This is a genomic window from Pantoea sp. X-Soil-TKNS-1207 (assembly GCF_059730485.1).
Genome location: NZ_AP035958.1, coordinates 2,072,828 through 2,088,524 on the forward strand (window position 1 = coordinate 2,072,828; position 15,697 = coordinate 2,088,524).

Below are 15,697 nucleotides of genomic sequence, written 5' to 3' on the forward strand. Positions count from 1 at the left end.
CGTTGTCTTACAACGCCTGTTGCACGGCGGGTGCTGCCGCTTCCGCCTGCAAACGTTTCTCCGGTTGCAGCAGCGTCATCGCCAGCATACTGCCGAGGGCAATGCAGGCGGTGACGGTAAACATGGCGTTGTAGCCATAGTACTGCGCCAGCCAGCCGCACAGCATCGGGGAGATGATGGAGGCGAGGTTGGCGATGGCCAGCGTCATCCCGCTGTAGGCGCCCACCGACGCTTTCGGCGTCACATCAATCACGACCGACCAGTAAACGTTATTCACCAGCGCGTTCAGCGCGTTGCCCAGCGTCATCAGCGCGATGATACCGGCGGCGGAACCCACCCACGGGATCGCCATAAAACAGCAGGCCGTCCCCAGCAGGGTCACGGCGGCGAACAGGTTGCGGGCGAGTCGCAGGTTGTTAAAGCGTGCCAGCAGGCGATCGGCAATTCGTCCGCCAAGCAGCACGGTGATGCAGGCGCCGCTCCACGGGATCATCGCCACATACCACAGGGAGTGCAGGTCATAATGGAAATTGTCCTGCAAATATTTTGGCAGCCAGGTCACCAGTGTGAAGGTGATGTAAAGGAAGCTGAAATAGCCGAGGGCGTTGCACACCAGCGTGCGGCTGGTAAAGAAACGCCACCACGGCAGCGCGCCCTCATGGTGCGCTGCGGTTGACTGTCCCTGCATAATCAGCTGACGTTCGGCCGCATTAGCGCGGGGATGCTGTTGCGGCGTATCGGTAAAGGTACGGGCGAACAGCAGCATCGCCAGCAGCGAAAACACGCCGAGCAGAATAAACATCATGCGCCAGTCATTGGTCAGCAGCAGCAGGCCGACGGCAATCGGCGCCGTCAGCAACGATCCCACCTGGGTGCTGAGCAGACCGATACTGAGCGCAAAGCCGCGTTCCTTATCCGGCGCCCAGTGCGCGATGGTTTTGTTCATCAGCGCGTAGGCCGGGCCTTCGGAAAAACCAAACAGCACGCGCAACGCGGCAAAGCCCATAATCGCCGAGCCGCCAAACAGCGCCATTCCCAGCTCACCAGCCCAGGCCGTGGCGATCTCCAGCAGCGACCAGAGAATGCCCGCGGCCAGCCACACCTTTTTGGTGCCGAGCCGATCTGCCAGAAAACCGCCGCACAGCGAGCCAAACAGATAGCCAAAGCCAAAATAGCTCAGCACGGCCCCCAGCTGTACCTTATTGAAATGAAACTCCTGAGCGATGGCGTTAGCAGCGAAGGAGAGTGCGCCCCGATCGACGTAGTTGATCAGGGCAATCAGAAACAACAGCGAGAAAATGGCATAGCGGGTAGACGAGGCTTTCATCGGGCGACTCCTGTGAAAAGAACACAGGAAGGTTAAGCAAATCCGATGCCATATTGCTGATCATGCTAACAATGTGCCCGCTAACTCCCTGTCAAATAATGCCGCCGTGTATTTCTGCGCGGCTGCACCAGGATGATCGCTTAAGCGAACCTTTACAGTGCGAGCGCTGGGCCGGGCGTCGCCCTTACCGCTGATTCACGCTTTGCTCAGGACGCTTATCTCAATCTATACCGAGACTGATGACATGGATCTGACCTATTTCATTCAGTTTCAGTGTGATGTGGTGACACGCGCCGTTCACGCCTTTACGCAACAGCGGGCAACGTTGCAACAGGAGCGTGCGCGATTAACCCACTGGGTTGAAACCCATCTTTCCCTGAGCAAAGGTGAACTGGATATTATGGCGATGGCGTTAAACGCGCCGGGTGCGTTACTCAGTGCGGCGGGCGTGAAAGCGCGCCTGGGGATCGCGGATAACACCGCGCGCAGTCGCTTAATATCGCTCGCGGAGCGGAAATTGTTACGGCCACTGAAAGAGGGGAAAGGGACGGTCTATCAGGCACCGGTCTCCTTACGCAAACTTCAGGAGTGGCTGGCGAAGTCATCCTGACTTCACCAGATAATCACACCACGGACTGATGCAACGGAACCATGGCCATGGTGGCTTCCGGTGGTGCGCCGATGTGCAGCAGAATCTGGCTGCGATACGTTTCATCCGTATCGCGCGCGTCATCGCTGAGCAGCACGCCGACTTCATTGACGTTCTTGCCCGCCACCTGCACTTTGTCGCGTGCGGCGCTGCGCATCCACTCGTACTCAATATCGATATGCCCGCTATCGATACAGCGGATGCCATGCTGACTGAGATCCCAGGCCAGCACGGTTGCCGTCGGGCCGAGTGACATCAGTACCATATCGAAGGCGCGTCCATGTTCCAGCACGGCGATGTAGAGATCGTTATAGACGGAAAAAGCGTTGCGATTGAGCGTGGTGATGCGCCTGATTTCGCTGGCTCCCTCCAGCAAATCATTTCCGATACCTAAACGGGTGCCACTGCCTTCCACGATTAAAATCTTTTTGTCTTTAAACAGTTGCTTAAATTTGGCAAATATCGTCGCAGACTGCGCCTTATCTTTATAATCATGATAGGGTCGTGTCACCGACGTGTTGCCATAAATATAACCTTTATTTAATAATGATTCATAACGGCGGAAATAAAACGCCTTATGAAAGAACCAGAAAAGCGCCGAACCAAAACGCATATTCGTGGTGCCGCGAAACGCGTCCGGCATACACAATAAACAGTGGTTATTATGATTGGCGCCGCGCCGCATAATCTCTTTCAGACGAATAGATAAACGCTCATCAAACGACTGAAAACCGATATGTTTAAACAACGTCATCTCCAGCTCGCCATCGCCATAACGGCTGATAGAGAGATGGTCATTGCTCAGCAGCAGGTCAACGGTCTGCTCTGGCGATAACACCCGGTACTGCCTGGCATGGGCATTAGCCAGCGGGTATTTCAACGCTGCATGGGCGAGTTTAAACGGGAAACGTAATTTGCGATAAAGTGACTCTGCGCTGATCATAATTAACCTTATATTTATAAGCGGCCGGAACCGCAGAACAACGGTCGCGTGATTTATAGCATGTCTGGCTGGCGTTTTCAGGATGAGGAAACTCTCAAAATAAACCGAAGCGCGCAGGCCATTATCAGCGGTAAATAAATCCGCTTGAAAGTAAAAAATAAAAGTTGAATAAAATCGGGGCAATTGATCGACCTGACCAGGATTATTCGCAAGCGGGCAGTAAATACTGATTAAATAAATTCATTCGATACAGACGCGCCAGAAAAAGGCCACGCTGGCGCTAATCGAAGGCGCGGGTCTGAAAATAAGCCCATTCGGGCACCAAAATATATTTTTGCCAGCCGCATACGTCGCCCTGCTGCGGCATTTTTGTGCGTACGATGATCAAAAGGTGCGATTTATCCTTAGTAATGATTAATTCTCCCAACCAATAATGAAACGTGATTTCAATCACACAATGACACAGGCGGCAACGTGCTGAGATAAGCTGCGCTAAATTCATAAGTGATTCTTATGACACGACCGCCAATGTGTTTTTGCATTTTCTTAACGTCAGTTAAAATTATGTTGAACATCTGTAATTTTCTTTTAGATGAAATTGGGTAACTTTGAAAAAGGCTTGAGGGAGAAGCATGGTTAACAAACTAACCAGCATCGTGCTGGCGATACTGGCTATCGCATTGCTCTATATGGGCGGCAAGTTGCTGATGCTGGGAGGAAGTGCGTTCTACGCATTGATGGCGGTGGGCTTGCTGATCACCGCCATTTTACTGTTCAGACAACAGCGTAGCGCCCTGACGCTCTATGCCATTCTGATGTGGATTACGCTGGCCTGGATTGTCTGGGAAGTGGGCTTTGATAAGTGGCAATGGATCCCACGCGGCGACCTGTTCGGCGTGATTGGCCTGTGGCTGGCAATGCCGTGGGTGGTGAAGCCGCTGTATCAGGCGCAGCGCCGTTTCCATCCGTTCCTCGGCGGCACGGTGATCGTGATGATTCTGGTGGTCATTGGTCTGTGCTTCTACGATCCGGTACCGCAGGCAGGGACCATCAGCAATGAACGCGTGCAGAGCGGCGCTCAGGGCGCGAAGAACGACTGGACTGCCTACGGCGGCTCCACCGACGGCCTGCGTTTCTCCGCGCTGAATCAGATCACCAAAGACAACGTGAAAAACCTCGAGGTGGCATGGACTTATCACACCGGCGATCTGCGCCAGGGGGATGACGCCAGCGAATACACCTTCGAAGCGACGCCGTTAAAAGCCAACGGGATGCTCTATTTTTGTACGCCGCATAACGAGGTGCACGCACTCGACCCGGAAACCGGCGCGGTGAAGTGGAAATACGTCCCGGCGAAAGATCCTTCCTACCTGCAACAGCATCAGACCTGCCGCGGCGTCAGCTACTACGAGCAGACGCCGGTGGCCGCTGACGCCAGCGCAGCAGCGCCAGCCATCTGCCGTAAGCGCATCTTCAATGCCACCACCGACGCCCAGCTGATCGCGCTGGATGCCGATACCGGCAAACGCTGCGCGGACTTCGGCAACGACGGCGTCGTGGATCTGCATACCAATATGGGTGAAGTGCGTCCGCACGCGCTGATGCAAACCGCTGCCCCGCTGGTCGCCGGTAATCTGGTAATTGTCGGCGGTTCGGTAATGGACAACGGTTTCAACAGCGGCAACCCGTCAGGGGTGATCCGCGCCTATGACGTGCAGAGTGGCCGTCTGGTGTGGAACTTCGATCCGGCGAACCCGGAAAATACCGCGCCGATCGCCGCAGGTCAGACCTATCCGCAGGACACCCCGGTGGCCTGGGGTACGCTGAGTGCCGATCTGAAAAACGGTCTGGTGTATGTGCCGTTCGGCAACGCCTCGCCGGATGAAGTGGGTATCGAACGTGATGCCAGCAGCAACACCGAGAAGTTCCGCGATGCGCTGGTGGCGCTGGACCTGCACACCGGGGCGTTTAAATGGCGTTACCAGAGTTCCAACCACGATCTGTGGGACCGCGATAACCCGTCTCAGCCGTCACTGGTGGATATCGATTATCAGGGCCAGCATCAGCCTGCGGTGATCCTGCCGACCAAAACCGGCAACCTGTTTGTGCTGAATCGTCTGACCGGCCAGCCGGTGTATCCGGTCAATCAGGTCAGGGTCTCGACGGAAGGGGGTGTGGAAGGTGAGAAGTTCGCGGCAACCCAGCCGGTCTCCAGCCTGAACTTTATTCCGCAGCCGCTGACGGAAAAATCGATGTGGGGCATCACGCCGTTTGACCAGATGTCATGCCGCATGGATTTCCGCACCCTGCGTTACGACGGTAACCCGTGGACGCCAGCCACCGAAGGCGGATCGCTAATCTTACCTGGCAACATCGGCGTGTTTAACTGGGGTTCCGTCGCCGTTGATCCGCAGCGTCAGCTGCTGATTGCTGCGCCGGTGCGTCTGGCTTACAAATATACGCTGATCAAGCGTACGCCGCAGACCGCCACCGAACGTCTGTTCACCAAAGATGGCCAACCCTACTGGAACGAAAACTTCCACGGTGATTACGCCATCCATATTCAGCAGCTGGCATCCGATCTCGGCATTCCGTGTATCGCGCCGCCGTGGGGACGTATGGTCGGTGTGGATCTGAAAACCGGTAAAACCGAGTGGCTGCGCCGCACCGGGACGACCAAAAACCTCAACACCAGCTTCCTGCCGGGCCGCTTCCCGATTGGCTTCCCGATGGGGATGGTGGCGCACGGCGGGCCGCTGGTCACCGCAGGCGATCTGGTGTTCCACGGCGCAACGGCAGATAACTTCTTCCGCGCTTACGACAGCACCACCGGCGAACTGCTGTGGCAGACCGAGCTGAGTGCCGGCGCGCAGGCTACGCCTGCCACCTTTATGGGCAAGGACGGTAAGCAGTATGTGGTGATTGCCGCAGGAGGACACGGTTCGCTGGGCACCAAACTGGGTGACAGCGTGGTGGCGTTCCGTCTGAAATAAACCTGAAATCATGATAAAGGCGCCTGAGGGCGCCTTTTTTTATGCGGGTGGCTCAGCGTTTTGCGCGTTCGGCCAGCACCTGCTGCGCGATGCGATCGCCAATCGCCTGATCGATGTTGCGCCAGTAGGCAAAGGCACGCGACAACACCGGCTCCTCCACGCCGTTAAGCAGATGGCCGCTAACGTTGTTCACCAGCCGGTCACGCGCCGCATCATCCATCACTTTATTGATCAGCGTATTGGCCTGGCCGACATCGTCATCATCCCGACGTAAGGTGTAGGCAGCGCGCACCATATCGCCGCTGGCGGGCCAGGTGGAATCGGTCGGATAACGGTCGCCATCGGCCACCGGGCCACCTTTGGAGTTGGGGGCATACACCGGATCGGAGACCGGCTGGATACGCATGGCGCCATCTTTGCTGTAGCTGTTGACCGGTGCCTGCGGCGCATTGACCGGGATCTGCTTGTAGTTGACCCCAAGACGGGCGCGGTGCGCGTCAGCATAGGAAAAAATGCGACCGATCAGCATTTTATCCGGGCTGAGACCGATGCCGGGTACCAGGTTATTGGGTTCAAACGCCGCCTGTTCAATCTGCGCATGGTTATCGGTGGGGTTGCGGTTCAGCAGCAGCTTGCCGACTTTAATCAGCGGATAGTCGCTATGCGGCCACACCTTGGTGAGATCGAACGGGTTGAACCGATAGGTCTCAGCGTCGGCAAACGGCATGATTTGCATGTACAGCGTCCAGCTGGGGAAATCACCGTTTTTGATGGCGTTAAACAGATCGCGGGTATGGTAATCACCATCCTGTCCCGCCAGGGTATCGGCGTTTTCCTGGGTAAGAAAGTCCACGCCCTGGTCGGTGTGAAAATGGTATTTGACCCAGAACTTCTCGCCCTGCGCATTTACCCACATATAGGTATGACTGGAGTAGCCGTTCATCTGCCGCCAGCTTTTGGGGATGCCGCGATCGCCCATCAGCCAGGTGACCTGATGCGATGATTCCGGCGACAACGTCCAGAAATCCCACTGCATATCGTTATCGCGCAGGTTGTTGTCGGCACGCCGCTTTTGCGAACGGATAAAGTGCTGAAACTTCATCGGGTCGCGGATAAAAAACACCGGCGTATTGTTGCCCACCATGTCGTAATTACCCTCGCTGGTATAGAACTTGAGGGCAAATCCGCGTGGGTCGCGCCAGGTATCCGGACTGCCGCGCTCACCGGCGACGGTGGAGAAACGGATCAACACATCGGTTTTCGTGCCCGGCTGAAACACCGCGGCTTTGGTATAGCGGCTGACATCCTCCGTCACCTCGAAATAGCCGAAGGCGCCGCTGCCTTTGGCGTGCGGCTGGCGCTCAGGAATGCGTTCACGGTTGAAGTTCGCCATCTGTTCAACCAGATAGTGATCGTGTAACAACAGCGGACCGTCCGGGCCTACGGAGAGGGAGTGCTCATCGCTCGCCACCGGGATACCTGCATCGGTGGTGGTTGGCTTACGCTCATCATTGCTCATAGATAATGTCTCCAGCTTTTGTAGGGATAATCCAGCTACTAAGGGTAGCAGCACTCTCTCACCTTGCCTGGAGAGGCGGGTCTGCTCAGACGTGAGGCGTTAATCCCCACGCCTCATAGCAGGCCTGCACCTGAGCGTGACTGGACAGCAGCAGCTTCGGCTGTTGCCAGGCATCAAACATCGTCTGATTGCGTTGCTTTTTACCGCGCGTATGCACCAGCAGATAACGCAGCATCTCCCACGTCAGCCGTTCACGCTGGCCCTGCGGCACCACGCCGCCGACGCGTTGCGCATCAAACAGGGTGCGGCGGAAATAGCGCAGCAGGCTGCGCGAGGTGCTGATCTCCAGCAACACCAGGCCGGTGGCGCGGGCCAGGCGGTCGGGCAGGTAACGGACATAGTTGCCATCCATCACCCAGCGCTCACCGGCAATCGCTTCCTGATGCAGCTGGAAAAACTCCGCCTCGCTGCGTGCCTGCCAGTGGCTGTGCGGATAGTGATAAAGCTGGTCGAGGTGCACCAGTGGCGCGCTGGTTTTGCTGGCGATAGCCCGTGCCAGCGTCGATTTTCCGCTATTGGACGGTCCGAGAATGCAGATGCGAGGGCCGAGTTCGGCAAGAGAAACAATCGGGTCTACCATGAAATTCCCATTAGATTTAGCAGCAGCTGCACGAAATTTTGCAGCGCGAAAACCACCAGCACGCCGCCTCCGGCAACGTTAATAAAGTAACCCATTTTCTGGATGTTAATCAGTTTGGCGGAGGTGAGGAGCGCGTAACAAACCGCAACCAGCCACAGGCTCATGATCAGGATATGCACCGTCGCCAGCAGCAGGAAGTGGCTTAGCGGCCCCTGTTTCCCGGCGAACTGCGACACCACGGTGAGGTACAGCATCACCGCTTTGGGGTTGAGCACATTCGCCAGCCAGGCATCTTTGATGGTGGTGCGTCTCGGGCTGCGGGAAAGATAAGGCGAGGCGACATTACGACCGCGTTTGATCAGCTGTACGCCAAGCCAGAACAAGTAGACCGCACCGGCAAAACTCAGCAGGGTAAAGATGGTGGGGGAACGCAGCAGCAGGGCGCTGATACCGAGGCCAATCAGCAGCGCATGGGTATAAATGCCCAGCGCGGTGCCGATAATTATCGCCGCCAGCCCGCGACTGCCCGCCGTCAGGGTATTGTTAATCGCCAGGGTGAAACTGGCTCCCGGCGACAGGGCAACCGGCAGAATGGCGATGATAAAAGCAACGAGATGCAGATCCATTGACGCTAAACCACTGATGGCAATATTAAATAATTCTGATGAAATTTCGTGACTAATGCAACGCGGCTAAGCAGGATAATGAGCGGAACCACTAAAAAAACCTCAGAAAGGATGCCCTATGACCATCGCCTGTTTACATACCGCCGCCAGCAATATCTCCCTCTTCGATCAGGCCGCTGCCAGCCTTGAGATGCCGTCTGGAGCGTTAAGTCATCTGGTGATGCCGCACCTGCTGGCGGAAGCGGAGCTGAGCGGCGGGATGACGGCGGAACAGCAGGGGCGACTGGATGCCCTGCTGCACAGCCTGACGCCCTGGTTCGATACGATCCTGATCACCTGTTCGACACTCGGCCCGGTGGCGGACAGTTTCCGCAACACGGCCAATCGCTGCACGGTATACCGCACTGACCGTATGCTGGCCGACGAAGTGCACCATCGCGCAGGGAAATCGGTGGTGCTGTGCGCGGCGGAGTCCACGGTGGCGGCGACCACTGCGCTGTTTTGCCCGCCAGGGCTGAGCGGACCGTCGCCCGAGGTGCGGTTGATCCCCGGTGCCTGGACCGCGTTTAAAGCGGGCGACCTGGTGGGCTACCGTGAATTGATTAAGGCGGCGGTGGATCAGGCGTGGCAACAGGGCGCCGCCAATGTGGCGCTGGCGCAGGTGTCGATGGCCGCAGCGGCGCAGGATATCGCAGCAGCGCGACGTCCGCTCACCAGCCCATTGCTGGCGCTGCAACGCTGCCTGAAATAACCCGGTGAGCGGGTCGCCATGAATGGCGACCGCGCCGCCTGTCGATCATCAATGGTGAAAAATTTTGATTTAACCGAGCAAATCCGGCTACTGGTGTGCAATTTTCCAGTCTCTATCATGGTGGGTATTCACGGATTACCCGGAGACTGACCATGAACGTACTGCGTGCGCAGCCTGACCAGCTGTTTGAATACGGTCCTTTTACCATTCGTCGTCAACGCCCTGGCGCGGCTTTTGGCCCGCTGGCGATCATCGACCAGATGACGCTGAAAACCGGGGCGCAGGTGCCGATGCACACCCATCAGGATGATGAGATTTTCAGCTACGTCTGGCGTGGCTCGGCGCAGCATCAGCATGAAAACGGCGAACGTACGCCGCTTAACGCCAAACGGGTGATGGTGGTGAATGCCGGTGACGGCCTGCGCCATGAGGAATCGGCGCCGTTGATCGAAAGCGAAATGTTGCAGGCCTATATCCGGCCAGCCACGGCCGGGGGTGAAGGACGGGTGCAGCTTTTCACCCGACCGGACGGCGCGGCGGTCAATGCCTGGACACTGCTGGCGGGGCCGGAAGGCAGCGCCGCTCCCTTAACGTTGCGCCAGGCGGTCTACGTTTACGACCTGAAGCTGGAACGCGATCGGCCGCTGGCCGTGCCGCAGCGCGACGGTTTCGCCACCTGGATCACCCTGCTGGATGGGGTGGTGCGTGTGGGTGATCAGCGGCTGCATAAAGGCGATGCGGTCAGCGACAGCCAGCCATTGCCGGAGCTGCGCGGTGAACGTGATGCCACGCTGATCTGTTTTCTCGTGCAGGCCGATGCCCCCGCCGTGATGAGCGGCACCGTATCCGGGCAATGAAGCGCCAATAAAGCCGTCATTGATATGCTGACGGCAGGGGCGGCAGCTTTGACGATGCGGTCAAAAAGCGCGCGATAAATCGCACGTATTTATCGCGCAGGCTATCACCGAAAATCCGCCGCCAGCGCTGAGGTTGCTTTCACCAGCGCCTGCGCGGCCCTCTCCACCATCGGGATCAGCCCCGATATCCAGCAGCAGCCCGTCAAACCCGCCTGCGCCGCAAATCCCGGCACGCCGGTATCGCGTCGGTTTGTATCGCACTGTATCTGGCCTGGCGACACATACATCCTGAGGCAAAAAACCGGGGTTGCAGAAACAAGCCCTATACATCGGCATGGTGTTATGTAGGCGTTGTCACTCATTAACCCAATTCGCTATCACGCAGGAGATACCGCCATGTTTCGTAAACCTTTGCTGGCCACACTGATCGCTGCCGCTACGCTGTTCACCGCTGGCCATGCCGCTGCGGCCACTTCGTCTGAAGCCGACTACGCGGCGGCCTTCAACACCATCCATCAGGTCAAATCCGGCGTGCTCAACGTCGGGTATGTCGATATTGGCCCACGCGATGGACAGCCGGTGATTCTGCTGCACGGCTGGCCCTACGACATCAACAGCTACGCCACCGTCGCTCCGCAGCTGGCCGCGCGCGGCTACCGCGTTATCGTGCCTTATCTGCGCGGCTACGGTTCCACCCGTTTCCTGTCGGCAGCGACGCCGCGCAACGGTCAACCCTCCGCACTGGCGGCTGATGTGGTGTCGCTGATGGATACGCTTGGGATAAAACAGGCGGTGTTCGCCGGGTTTGACTGGGGCGCGCGCACCGCGGATATCGTGGCGGCGCTGTGGCCGGAGCGGGTGAAATCACTGGTTTCCGTCAGCGGTTATCTGATCAGCAGCCAGGAGATCGGCAAAAAACCGCTGCCGCCGCAGGCGGAGCTGCAATGGTGGTATCAGTTCTATTTCGCGACCGAGCGTGGCCGCGAAGGTTACGCAAAAAATACCCATGATTTCGCGAAATTGATCTGGCAGCAGGCATCGCCAGGCTGGAAATTCACGGACGCCACCTTTAACCAGAGCGCGCAGGCGCTGGATAACCCGGATCAGGTTGCCGTTACCGTCAGTAACTATCGCTGGCGTATGGGGCTGGAGCAGGGCGAGCACAAATATGCAGCCTATGAGAAAAAACTCGCGACGCTGCCGGTAATTAGCGTGCCGACCATTACAATTGAAGGGGATAACAACGGTGCGCCACATCCCGCGCCGTCCGCCTACCGGGCTAAATTCAGCGGCAAATATGAACATCGCACCTTCAGCGGCAATATCGGACATAATCCACCCGCCGAAGATCCGCAGGATTTCGTCAACGCCGTGGTCGATGCGGCAAAAATGTAGTTTTGTGGTAATAAGTTGTTTTCAGGCCGGTATTTCGTTACCGGTCTTTTTTGCATCCGTCCTTTTACCGAGCTAATGACAGGGGGTTGTTTTGGAGCATATCGATCACATCCTGGTGGTTGACGATGACCGGGATATTCGCGAGCTGGTTACTGACTATCTGATTAAATCCGGCTATCGCGCCACCGGCGCCGCCAATGGCCGGGAGATGCGCGCGGTGCTGGCCGCCAATGCGGTGGATCTGGTGGTGCTGGATATTATGATGCCTGGCGACGATGGTCTGACGTTATGTCGTCAGCTGCGTAGCGACCCGCAACGTAATCTGCCCATCCTGATGCTGACCGCACGCAGTGAAGACAGCGATCGTATCCTCGGACTGGAAATGGGGGCGGATGATTACCTGATAAAACCCTTTGTCGCGCGCGAGCTGCTGGCGCGGATCAAAGCCATTCTGCGGCGCACCCGCGCGCTGCCGCCCAATCTGCAAATCACCGAAACCGGCCGCCTGATCGCCTTTGGCGACTGGCAACTGGATACCTCGGCGCGTCATCTGCTGGATAGCGAAGGGGTGATCGTTGCGCTGAGCGGTGCCGAGTACCGGCTGCTGCGCGTGTTCCTCGACCATCCGCAGCGGGTACTGACGCGCGATCAGCTGCTGAACCTGACCCAGGGCCGTGATGCCGAGCTGTTCGAACGCTCGATTGACCTGCTGGTGAGCCGCCTGCGCCAGCGTCTGCGCGACGATGCCCGCGAACCGGCTTACCTCAAAACGGTCCGCAGCGAAGGCTATGTGCTGGCCTCACCGGTCACCATCAAAGAGGTGAATCTATGAGGCTGTGGCCGCGCTCGCTGCTGTCACGCCTGCTGTTGATCGTGCTGTTCGGACTGGTGCTGGCGAACGGTATGACGGTGGTCAGCCTGATGATTGAACGCATGAGCAGCGCCAAAAGCGTGATGCTTGGCAACCTTGAATATGACGTTGCCACCAGCGTGGCGATTCTTGATCACCTGTCGCCAGCGGAGCGGCCAGGCTGGCTGGCAAAGCTGGCGCGCGGCAACTATCGCTATCAACTCTCAGCCGGAGAGCCAGGCCCCTGGCCCGACAGCTGGCGTGCCAGGGATGCCATCCGCTCCCTACAGGAGACGCTGGGTGGGCGCTACCCGCTGAGTTTCAGCAATATTCCCGGCCCGCGTCTGCATATTCAGGCGCATATTACCCTGCACGATGGCTCGCCGCTGACGCTGGATCTCTGGCCGCAGATGCCCGCCATCGCCCGCTGGCTGCCGGTGGTGTTGCTGGCGCAGCTGGTGTTGCTGGCGCTGTGCGCCTGGGTCGCGGTGCGTCAGGTGGTGCGTCCTTTTATGCGTTTTACCCAGGCGGTTGAAGGGCTGAAACCCGCCAGCGCCAGCATTATGGCGGAAAACGGCCCGGCCGAGGTGCAGCAGGCGGCGCGCGCATTCAACGCGATGCAGCTGCGTATCCAGGACCATCTGAAAGAGCGGGCGCAGATTCTGGCGGCCATCTCCCACGATTTGCAAACGCCGATCACCCGGATGAAGCTGCGCGTCGAGATGTCCGAACAGCCTGAGCTGCGGGATAAATTGCTGGGCGATCTGGACAATATGAGTCGGCTAGTGCGTGAGGGCATCGACTATGCGCGATCGGCGCAACTGCCCGATGAGGCGCCGCATAAGGTGAGTCTGAACGCCTTTCTCGATAGCATCGCCTGTGATTATCAGGATGTGGGCAAAGCGGTGACTTTTCTGCCCTGTAGCGGCGGCGATAACTTCAACGTTCGTCAGCAGGCGCTGCGCCGCGTGATGACCAACCTGATTGATAATGCGCTGAAATTTGGCGGTGAGGCGGAAGTACAACTGCTGAACGCTGCGGACGGCGGCATGGTGATCCATGTGCGTGATAACGGACCCGGCATCCCGGAAGAGGAACTGGATGCGGTGCTGGAACCCTTTTATCGCGTGGAGAACTCGCGTAACCGCCATACCGGTGGCACCGGGCTGGGACTGGCGATTGCCTCAGAGCTGGTGGGGCAGATGGCGGGCCGTCTGACCCTGAGTAATCGTCAGCAGGGCGGTCTGGATGCGCAAATCACCCTGGCGCGTAATTAAGGTTTTTTCAGATTGCTCGCCACCTCCCTCAGACTGCGTTCACACAGCTGTCTGAGGGAGTGTTCACTTTCCGCCTGATTAAGCTAACTCAGTATTAATTCACAACTTCATAATCCCTTAGCCATTTAATAATCTCCCCGCCTCGTGAGATTATTTTTTTGTTCAAATAACTTTTTGGGCAAAGAAAGAAATTAAATAATACGTTGCAAAAGGGACTTTATGAGAAATAATTATTGCTCCGTCGCCGTTTGTCTGGCGCTATCCACATCATTCCTTTCGTTTACGACACTGGCTGAAGATAATAAATTAAAAGAATATCCGCTCGATTTAAAAACGATTTGCGCGATGCAGGTGACGCCAGAAGGGGATGTTTACGCGCTGGGTTATGCCAGTGATAATGATTACAGCCTGGCCTATACCGTCCTTAAAAATGACCTGAAAACAACCTTCAAAGGAGAAATTCACACCCCGACCGGAGGCCGAGCCTCCTGTAGTTCATCAGAAAAAATCATCCCTGGCGAACATGATGATTTCACTGTCCCGACAAATTGGATCATCACCCATCATGATGCCGATTATGAATCGGCCACCTATATCTATCAGGTAAATTACAAACAAAACCAGCATGACGTGTTGTTAAGCAAAGAAAAAGTCCACCTGGATAAACTTTTTTTCGATAAAACAAAGTCGATCCTGTATGCCACTACCTATGCGACATGGTCCCAGAACCGACAGCATACAACGGTGACGGCGGTGGATGTAAATACCAGGACGCCACTGTGGAGTAAAGATTTTCTCCATGCCTCAAGGGGAAGTGTTGTCAGCCCGGATCATTCTAAACTTTACCTGATTGGCGAAAAGAAATCGGAACTTGTCTCTCTCACCGATCATTCGGTTATTAGCGAAGGCCCTTCGGTGGTCAATGGTTTTTATGCTAAGACCGATGATCAGGGGAACGTGTATTCCGGCAGAATAGATGGCGGCGAGAGGCAGGTATTTGCGGCGCAGCTGCAACCTTTTACTTCACCAGCCGATCCCGTACGCTGGCAGATTCCCTATTCGTCACAATTAAGACCTGAAATTCTGGATGGTTATGCGATCGCACCTGATGGTTCGCTTTACGTCAGCAGTAAAGCAAGCGTGGCCGGGGCGAGTATTATGCAAATTGATGCCAGTAGCGGTAGGCTGCGCGCGTCAATCTATCCGCCAGTGAACGCGGATGGCGATCAGCTGGCCTTTATCGCACCGGCCGTTTTCGATAAAGAATCCGGCATGGGCTACAGCTACTCTTCTTTACTGGTTGAAGGCTATCCTGAGCAGGTGAAGGATTATATCCGGCGCTATGATATCTGGGGATTTTCAGCTGACACCTATCAATCCAAAGCGCTTTTCACCCTTAAAACCGATGACGGCGTGCCGCGTGGTTTTACTCTGGCACATAATCGTATTTATCTTGCAATGAAAGACACCCTGTATGTTTATGACCTGAACCTGACGGATGACGGGCAAAATAACCTGGGTGTGCAGCATGATGGCCCCACTAATTTTACCCGCGATGAAGCTGACCAGGGCATCACCATCCAATATCAGGCACCTCCAGCCACAGAAGGGCGCAATGATTATTATCTTTTTAGCCTGAATGAAGAGGGCACCAGATTCGGCAGCTATCAGAAAATCAAAGCGGGCAGCAAAGGGGTGGCGAAAGTAAAAATCCATAAAATCTGGCATCCGCAGGGCGGGAAATTCACCATTGGGCTGACGGATAACGTCAACCGACCGGCCACCGCTAAACCCCTTGGCGATGCGGTTAGCGTCACCGTCACACCCTGACTGTCCTGGTGTCTGTCAGTTTGAGTGAGAACATGCGCAG

Annotated in this window: 15 protein-coding genes; 8 read left to right on the forward strand and 7 right to left on the reverse strand. The window is 56.6% G+C overall.

All coding sequences use genetic code 11. The features are described from left to right. Positions 1-7: 7 nt before the first annotated feature. A complete protein-coding gene (locus AC6I8V_RS09760) occupies positions 8-1,327 on the reverse strand; it encodes an MFS transporter (protein WP_497845662.1) in 1,320 nt (439 codons plus the stop codon). 244 nt (positions 1,328-1,571) lie between these two features. Between AC6I8V_RS09760 and AC6I8V_RS09765 the strand changes: the two genes are divergently transcribed. Continuing rightward, positions 1,572-1,937, forward strand: coding sequence for a hypothetical protein (locus tag AC6I8V_RS09765; RefSeq protein WP_497845663.1), 366 nt, complete (start codon positions 1,572-1,574; stop codon positions 1,935-1,937). A 13-nt stretch (positions 1,938-1,950) separates the two neighbouring features. Here the strand turns inward: AC6I8V_RS09765 and AC6I8V_RS09770 are convergent, their stop codons facing one another. Together AC6I8V_RS09770 and AC6I8V_RS09775 are read right to left on the reverse strand one after the other, a co-directional pair. Beyond that, positions 1,951-2,919, reverse strand: coding sequence for a GT-D fold domain-containing glycosyltransferase (locus AC6I8V_RS09770; RefSeq protein WP_497845664.1), 969 nt, complete (start codon positions 2,917-2,919; stop codon positions 1,951-1,953). 280 nt (positions 2,920-3,199) lie between these two features. Further along, positions 3,200-3,421, reverse strand: coding sequence for a hypothetical protein (locus AC6I8V_RS09775; protein ID WP_497845665.1), 222 nt, complete (start codon positions 3,419-3,421; stop codon positions 3,200-3,202). A gap of 130 nt (positions 3,422-3,551) precedes the next feature. On the opposite strand from AC6I8V_RS09775, the gene AC6I8V_RS09780 reads away from it, so the two are divergent. Beyond that, positions 3,552-5,912: a membrane-bound PQQ-dependent dehydrogenase, glucose/quinate/shikimate family gene (locus AC6I8V_RS09780; RefSeq protein ID WP_497845666.1), complete on the forward strand. Its 2,361-nt coding sequence runs from the start codon at positions 3,552-3,554 to the stop codon at positions 5,910-5,912. 52 nt (positions 5,913-5,964) lie between these two features. Here the strand turns inward: AC6I8V_RS09780 and AC6I8V_RS09785 are convergent, their stop codons facing one another. The 3 genes from AC6I8V_RS09785 to AC6I8V_RS09795 form a co-directional block, all read right to left on the reverse strand. Beyond that, entirely contained in the window at positions 5,965-7,431 is a 1,467-nt protein-coding gene (locus AC6I8V_RS09785) for a catalase (RefSeq protein WP_497845667.1), read from the reverse strand. 85 nt (positions 7,432-7,516) lie between these two features. Beyond that, complete coding sequence (locus tag AC6I8V_RS09790; RefSeq protein ID WP_497845668.1) at positions 7,517-8,071, reverse strand: P-loop NTPase family protein; 555 nt, start codon at positions 8,069-8,071, stop codon at positions 7,517-7,519. Continuing rightward, on the reverse strand, positions 8,065-8,697 hold the full coding sequence (locus tag AC6I8V_RS09795) for a LysE family translocator (RefSeq protein ID WP_497845669.1): 633 nt from the start codon (positions 8,695-8,697) through the stop codon (positions 8,065-8,067). Before AC6I8V_RS09795 ends, AC6I8V_RS09790 begins: the two co-directional genes overlap by 7 nt. Before the next feature lie 118 nt (positions 8,698-8,815). Between AC6I8V_RS09795 and AC6I8V_RS09800 the strand changes: the two genes are divergently transcribed. Together AC6I8V_RS09800 and AC6I8V_RS09805 are read left to right on the forward strand one after the other, a co-directional pair. Then, positions 8,816-9,448 carry a glutamate racemase gene (locus AC6I8V_RS09800; protein ID WP_497845670.1) on the forward strand — a complete coding sequence of 211 codons (633 nt, stop codon included), beginning with the start codon at positions 8,816-8,818 and terminating at the stop codon, positions 9,446-9,448. A gap of 152 nt (positions 9,449-9,600) precedes the next feature. Then, entirely contained in the window at positions 9,601-10,305 is a 705-nt protein-coding gene (locus AC6I8V_RS09805; RefSeq protein WP_497845671.1) for a pirin family protein, read from the forward strand. Positions 10,306-10,409: 104 nt separating this feature from the next. On the opposite strand, the gene AC6I8V_RS09810 is transcribed toward AC6I8V_RS09805, so the two are convergent. Continuing rightward, positions 10,410-10,586 (reverse strand): hypothetical protein, encoded by a 177-nt coding sequence (locus AC6I8V_RS09810; RefSeq protein ID WP_497845672.1) that lies wholly within the window; start codon positions 10,584-10,586, stop codon positions 10,410-10,412. Positions 10,587-10,701: 115 nt separating this feature from the next. Between AC6I8V_RS09810 and AC6I8V_RS09815 the strand changes: the two genes are divergently transcribed. The 4 genes from AC6I8V_RS09815 (at position 10,702) to AC6I8V_RS09830 (ending at position 15,657) form a co-directional block, all read left to right on the forward strand. Beyond that, positions 10,702-11,700: an alpha/beta fold hydrolase gene (locus tag AC6I8V_RS09815; RefSeq protein ID WP_497845673.1), complete on the forward strand. Its 999-nt coding sequence runs from the start codon at positions 10,702-10,704 to the stop codon at positions 11,698-11,700. Between the two features lie 91 nt (positions 11,701-11,791). After that, positions 11,792-12,532, forward strand: a complete 741-nt coding sequence (locus tag AC6I8V_RS09820) for a response regulator (RefSeq protein WP_497845674.1) — start codon at positions 11,792-11,794, stop codon at positions 12,530-12,532. Beyond that, the gene (locus AC6I8V_RS09825) at positions 12,529-13,827 is read left to right on the forward strand and encodes a sensor histidine kinase (RefSeq protein ID WP_497845675.1); all 1,299 of its coding nucleotides are present in this window, start codon (positions 12,529-12,531) and stop codon (positions 13,825-13,827) included. The genes AC6I8V_RS09820 and AC6I8V_RS09825 overlap by 4 nt, the downstream gene beginning before the upstream one ends. Positions 13,828-14,046: 219 nt before the next feature. Next, on the forward strand, positions 14,047-15,657 hold the full coding sequence (locus AC6I8V_RS09830; RefSeq protein WP_497845676.1) for a hypothetical protein: 1,611 nt from the start codon (positions 14,047-14,049) through the stop codon (positions 15,655-15,657). The last annotated feature ends 40 nt before the right edge of the window (positions 15,658-15,697 follow it).

Excerpts from the sequence above, each read along its gene's own strand:
- AC6I8V_RS09815 (WP_497845673.1), top strand. The coding sequence starts at position 10,702 with ATGTTTCGTAAACCTTTGCTGGCCACACTGATCGCTGCCGCTACGCTG.
- AC6I8V_RS09825 (WP_497845675.1), top strand. The coding sequence starts at position 12,529 with ATGAGGCTGTGGCCGCGCTCGCTGCTGTCACGCCTGCTGTTGATCGTG.
- AC6I8V_RS09805 (WP_497845671.1), top strand. The coding sequence starts at position 9,601 with ATGAACGTACTGCGTGCGCAGCCTGACCAGCTGTTTGAATACGGTCCT.
- AC6I8V_RS09795 (WP_497845669.1), bottom strand. The coding sequence starts at position 8,697 with ATGGATCTGCATCTCGTTGCTTTTATCATCGCCATTCTGCCGGTTGCC.
- AC6I8V_RS09765 (WP_497845663.1), top strand. The coding sequence starts at position 1,572 with ATGGATCTGACCTATTTCATTCAGTTTCAGTGTGATGTGGTGACACGC.
- AC6I8V_RS09785 (WP_497845667.1), bottom strand. The coding sequence starts at position 7,431 with ATGAGCAATGATGAGCGTAAGCCAACCACCACCGATGCAGGTATCCCG.
- AC6I8V_RS09830 (WP_497845676.1), top strand. The coding sequence starts at position 14,047 with ATGAGAAATAATTATTGCTCCGTCGCCGTTTGTCTGGCGCTATCCACA.
- AC6I8V_RS09790 (WP_497845668.1), bottom strand. The coding sequence starts at position 8,071 with ATGGTAGACCCGATTGTTTCTCTTGCCGAACTCGGCCCTCGCATCTGC.
- AC6I8V_RS09800 (WP_497845670.1), top strand. The coding sequence starts at position 8,816 with ATGACCATCGCCTGTTTACATACCGCCGCCAGCAATATCTCCCTCTTC.
- AC6I8V_RS09760 (WP_497845662.1), bottom strand. The coding sequence starts at position 1,327 with ATGAAAGCCTCGTCTACCCGCTATGCCATTTTCTCGCTGTTGTTTCTG.
- AC6I8V_RS09775 (WP_497845665.1), bottom strand. The coding sequence starts at position 3,421 with ATGAATTTAGCGCAGCTTATCTCAGCACGTTGCCGCCTGTGTCATTGT.
- AC6I8V_RS09780 (WP_497845666.1), top strand. The coding sequence starts at position 3,552 with ATGGTTAACAAACTAACCAGCATCGTGCTGGCGATACTGGCTATCGCA.
- AC6I8V_RS09770 (WP_497845664.1), bottom strand. The coding sequence starts at position 2,919 with ATGATCAGCGCAGAGTCACTTTATCGCAAATTACGTTTCCCGTTTAAA.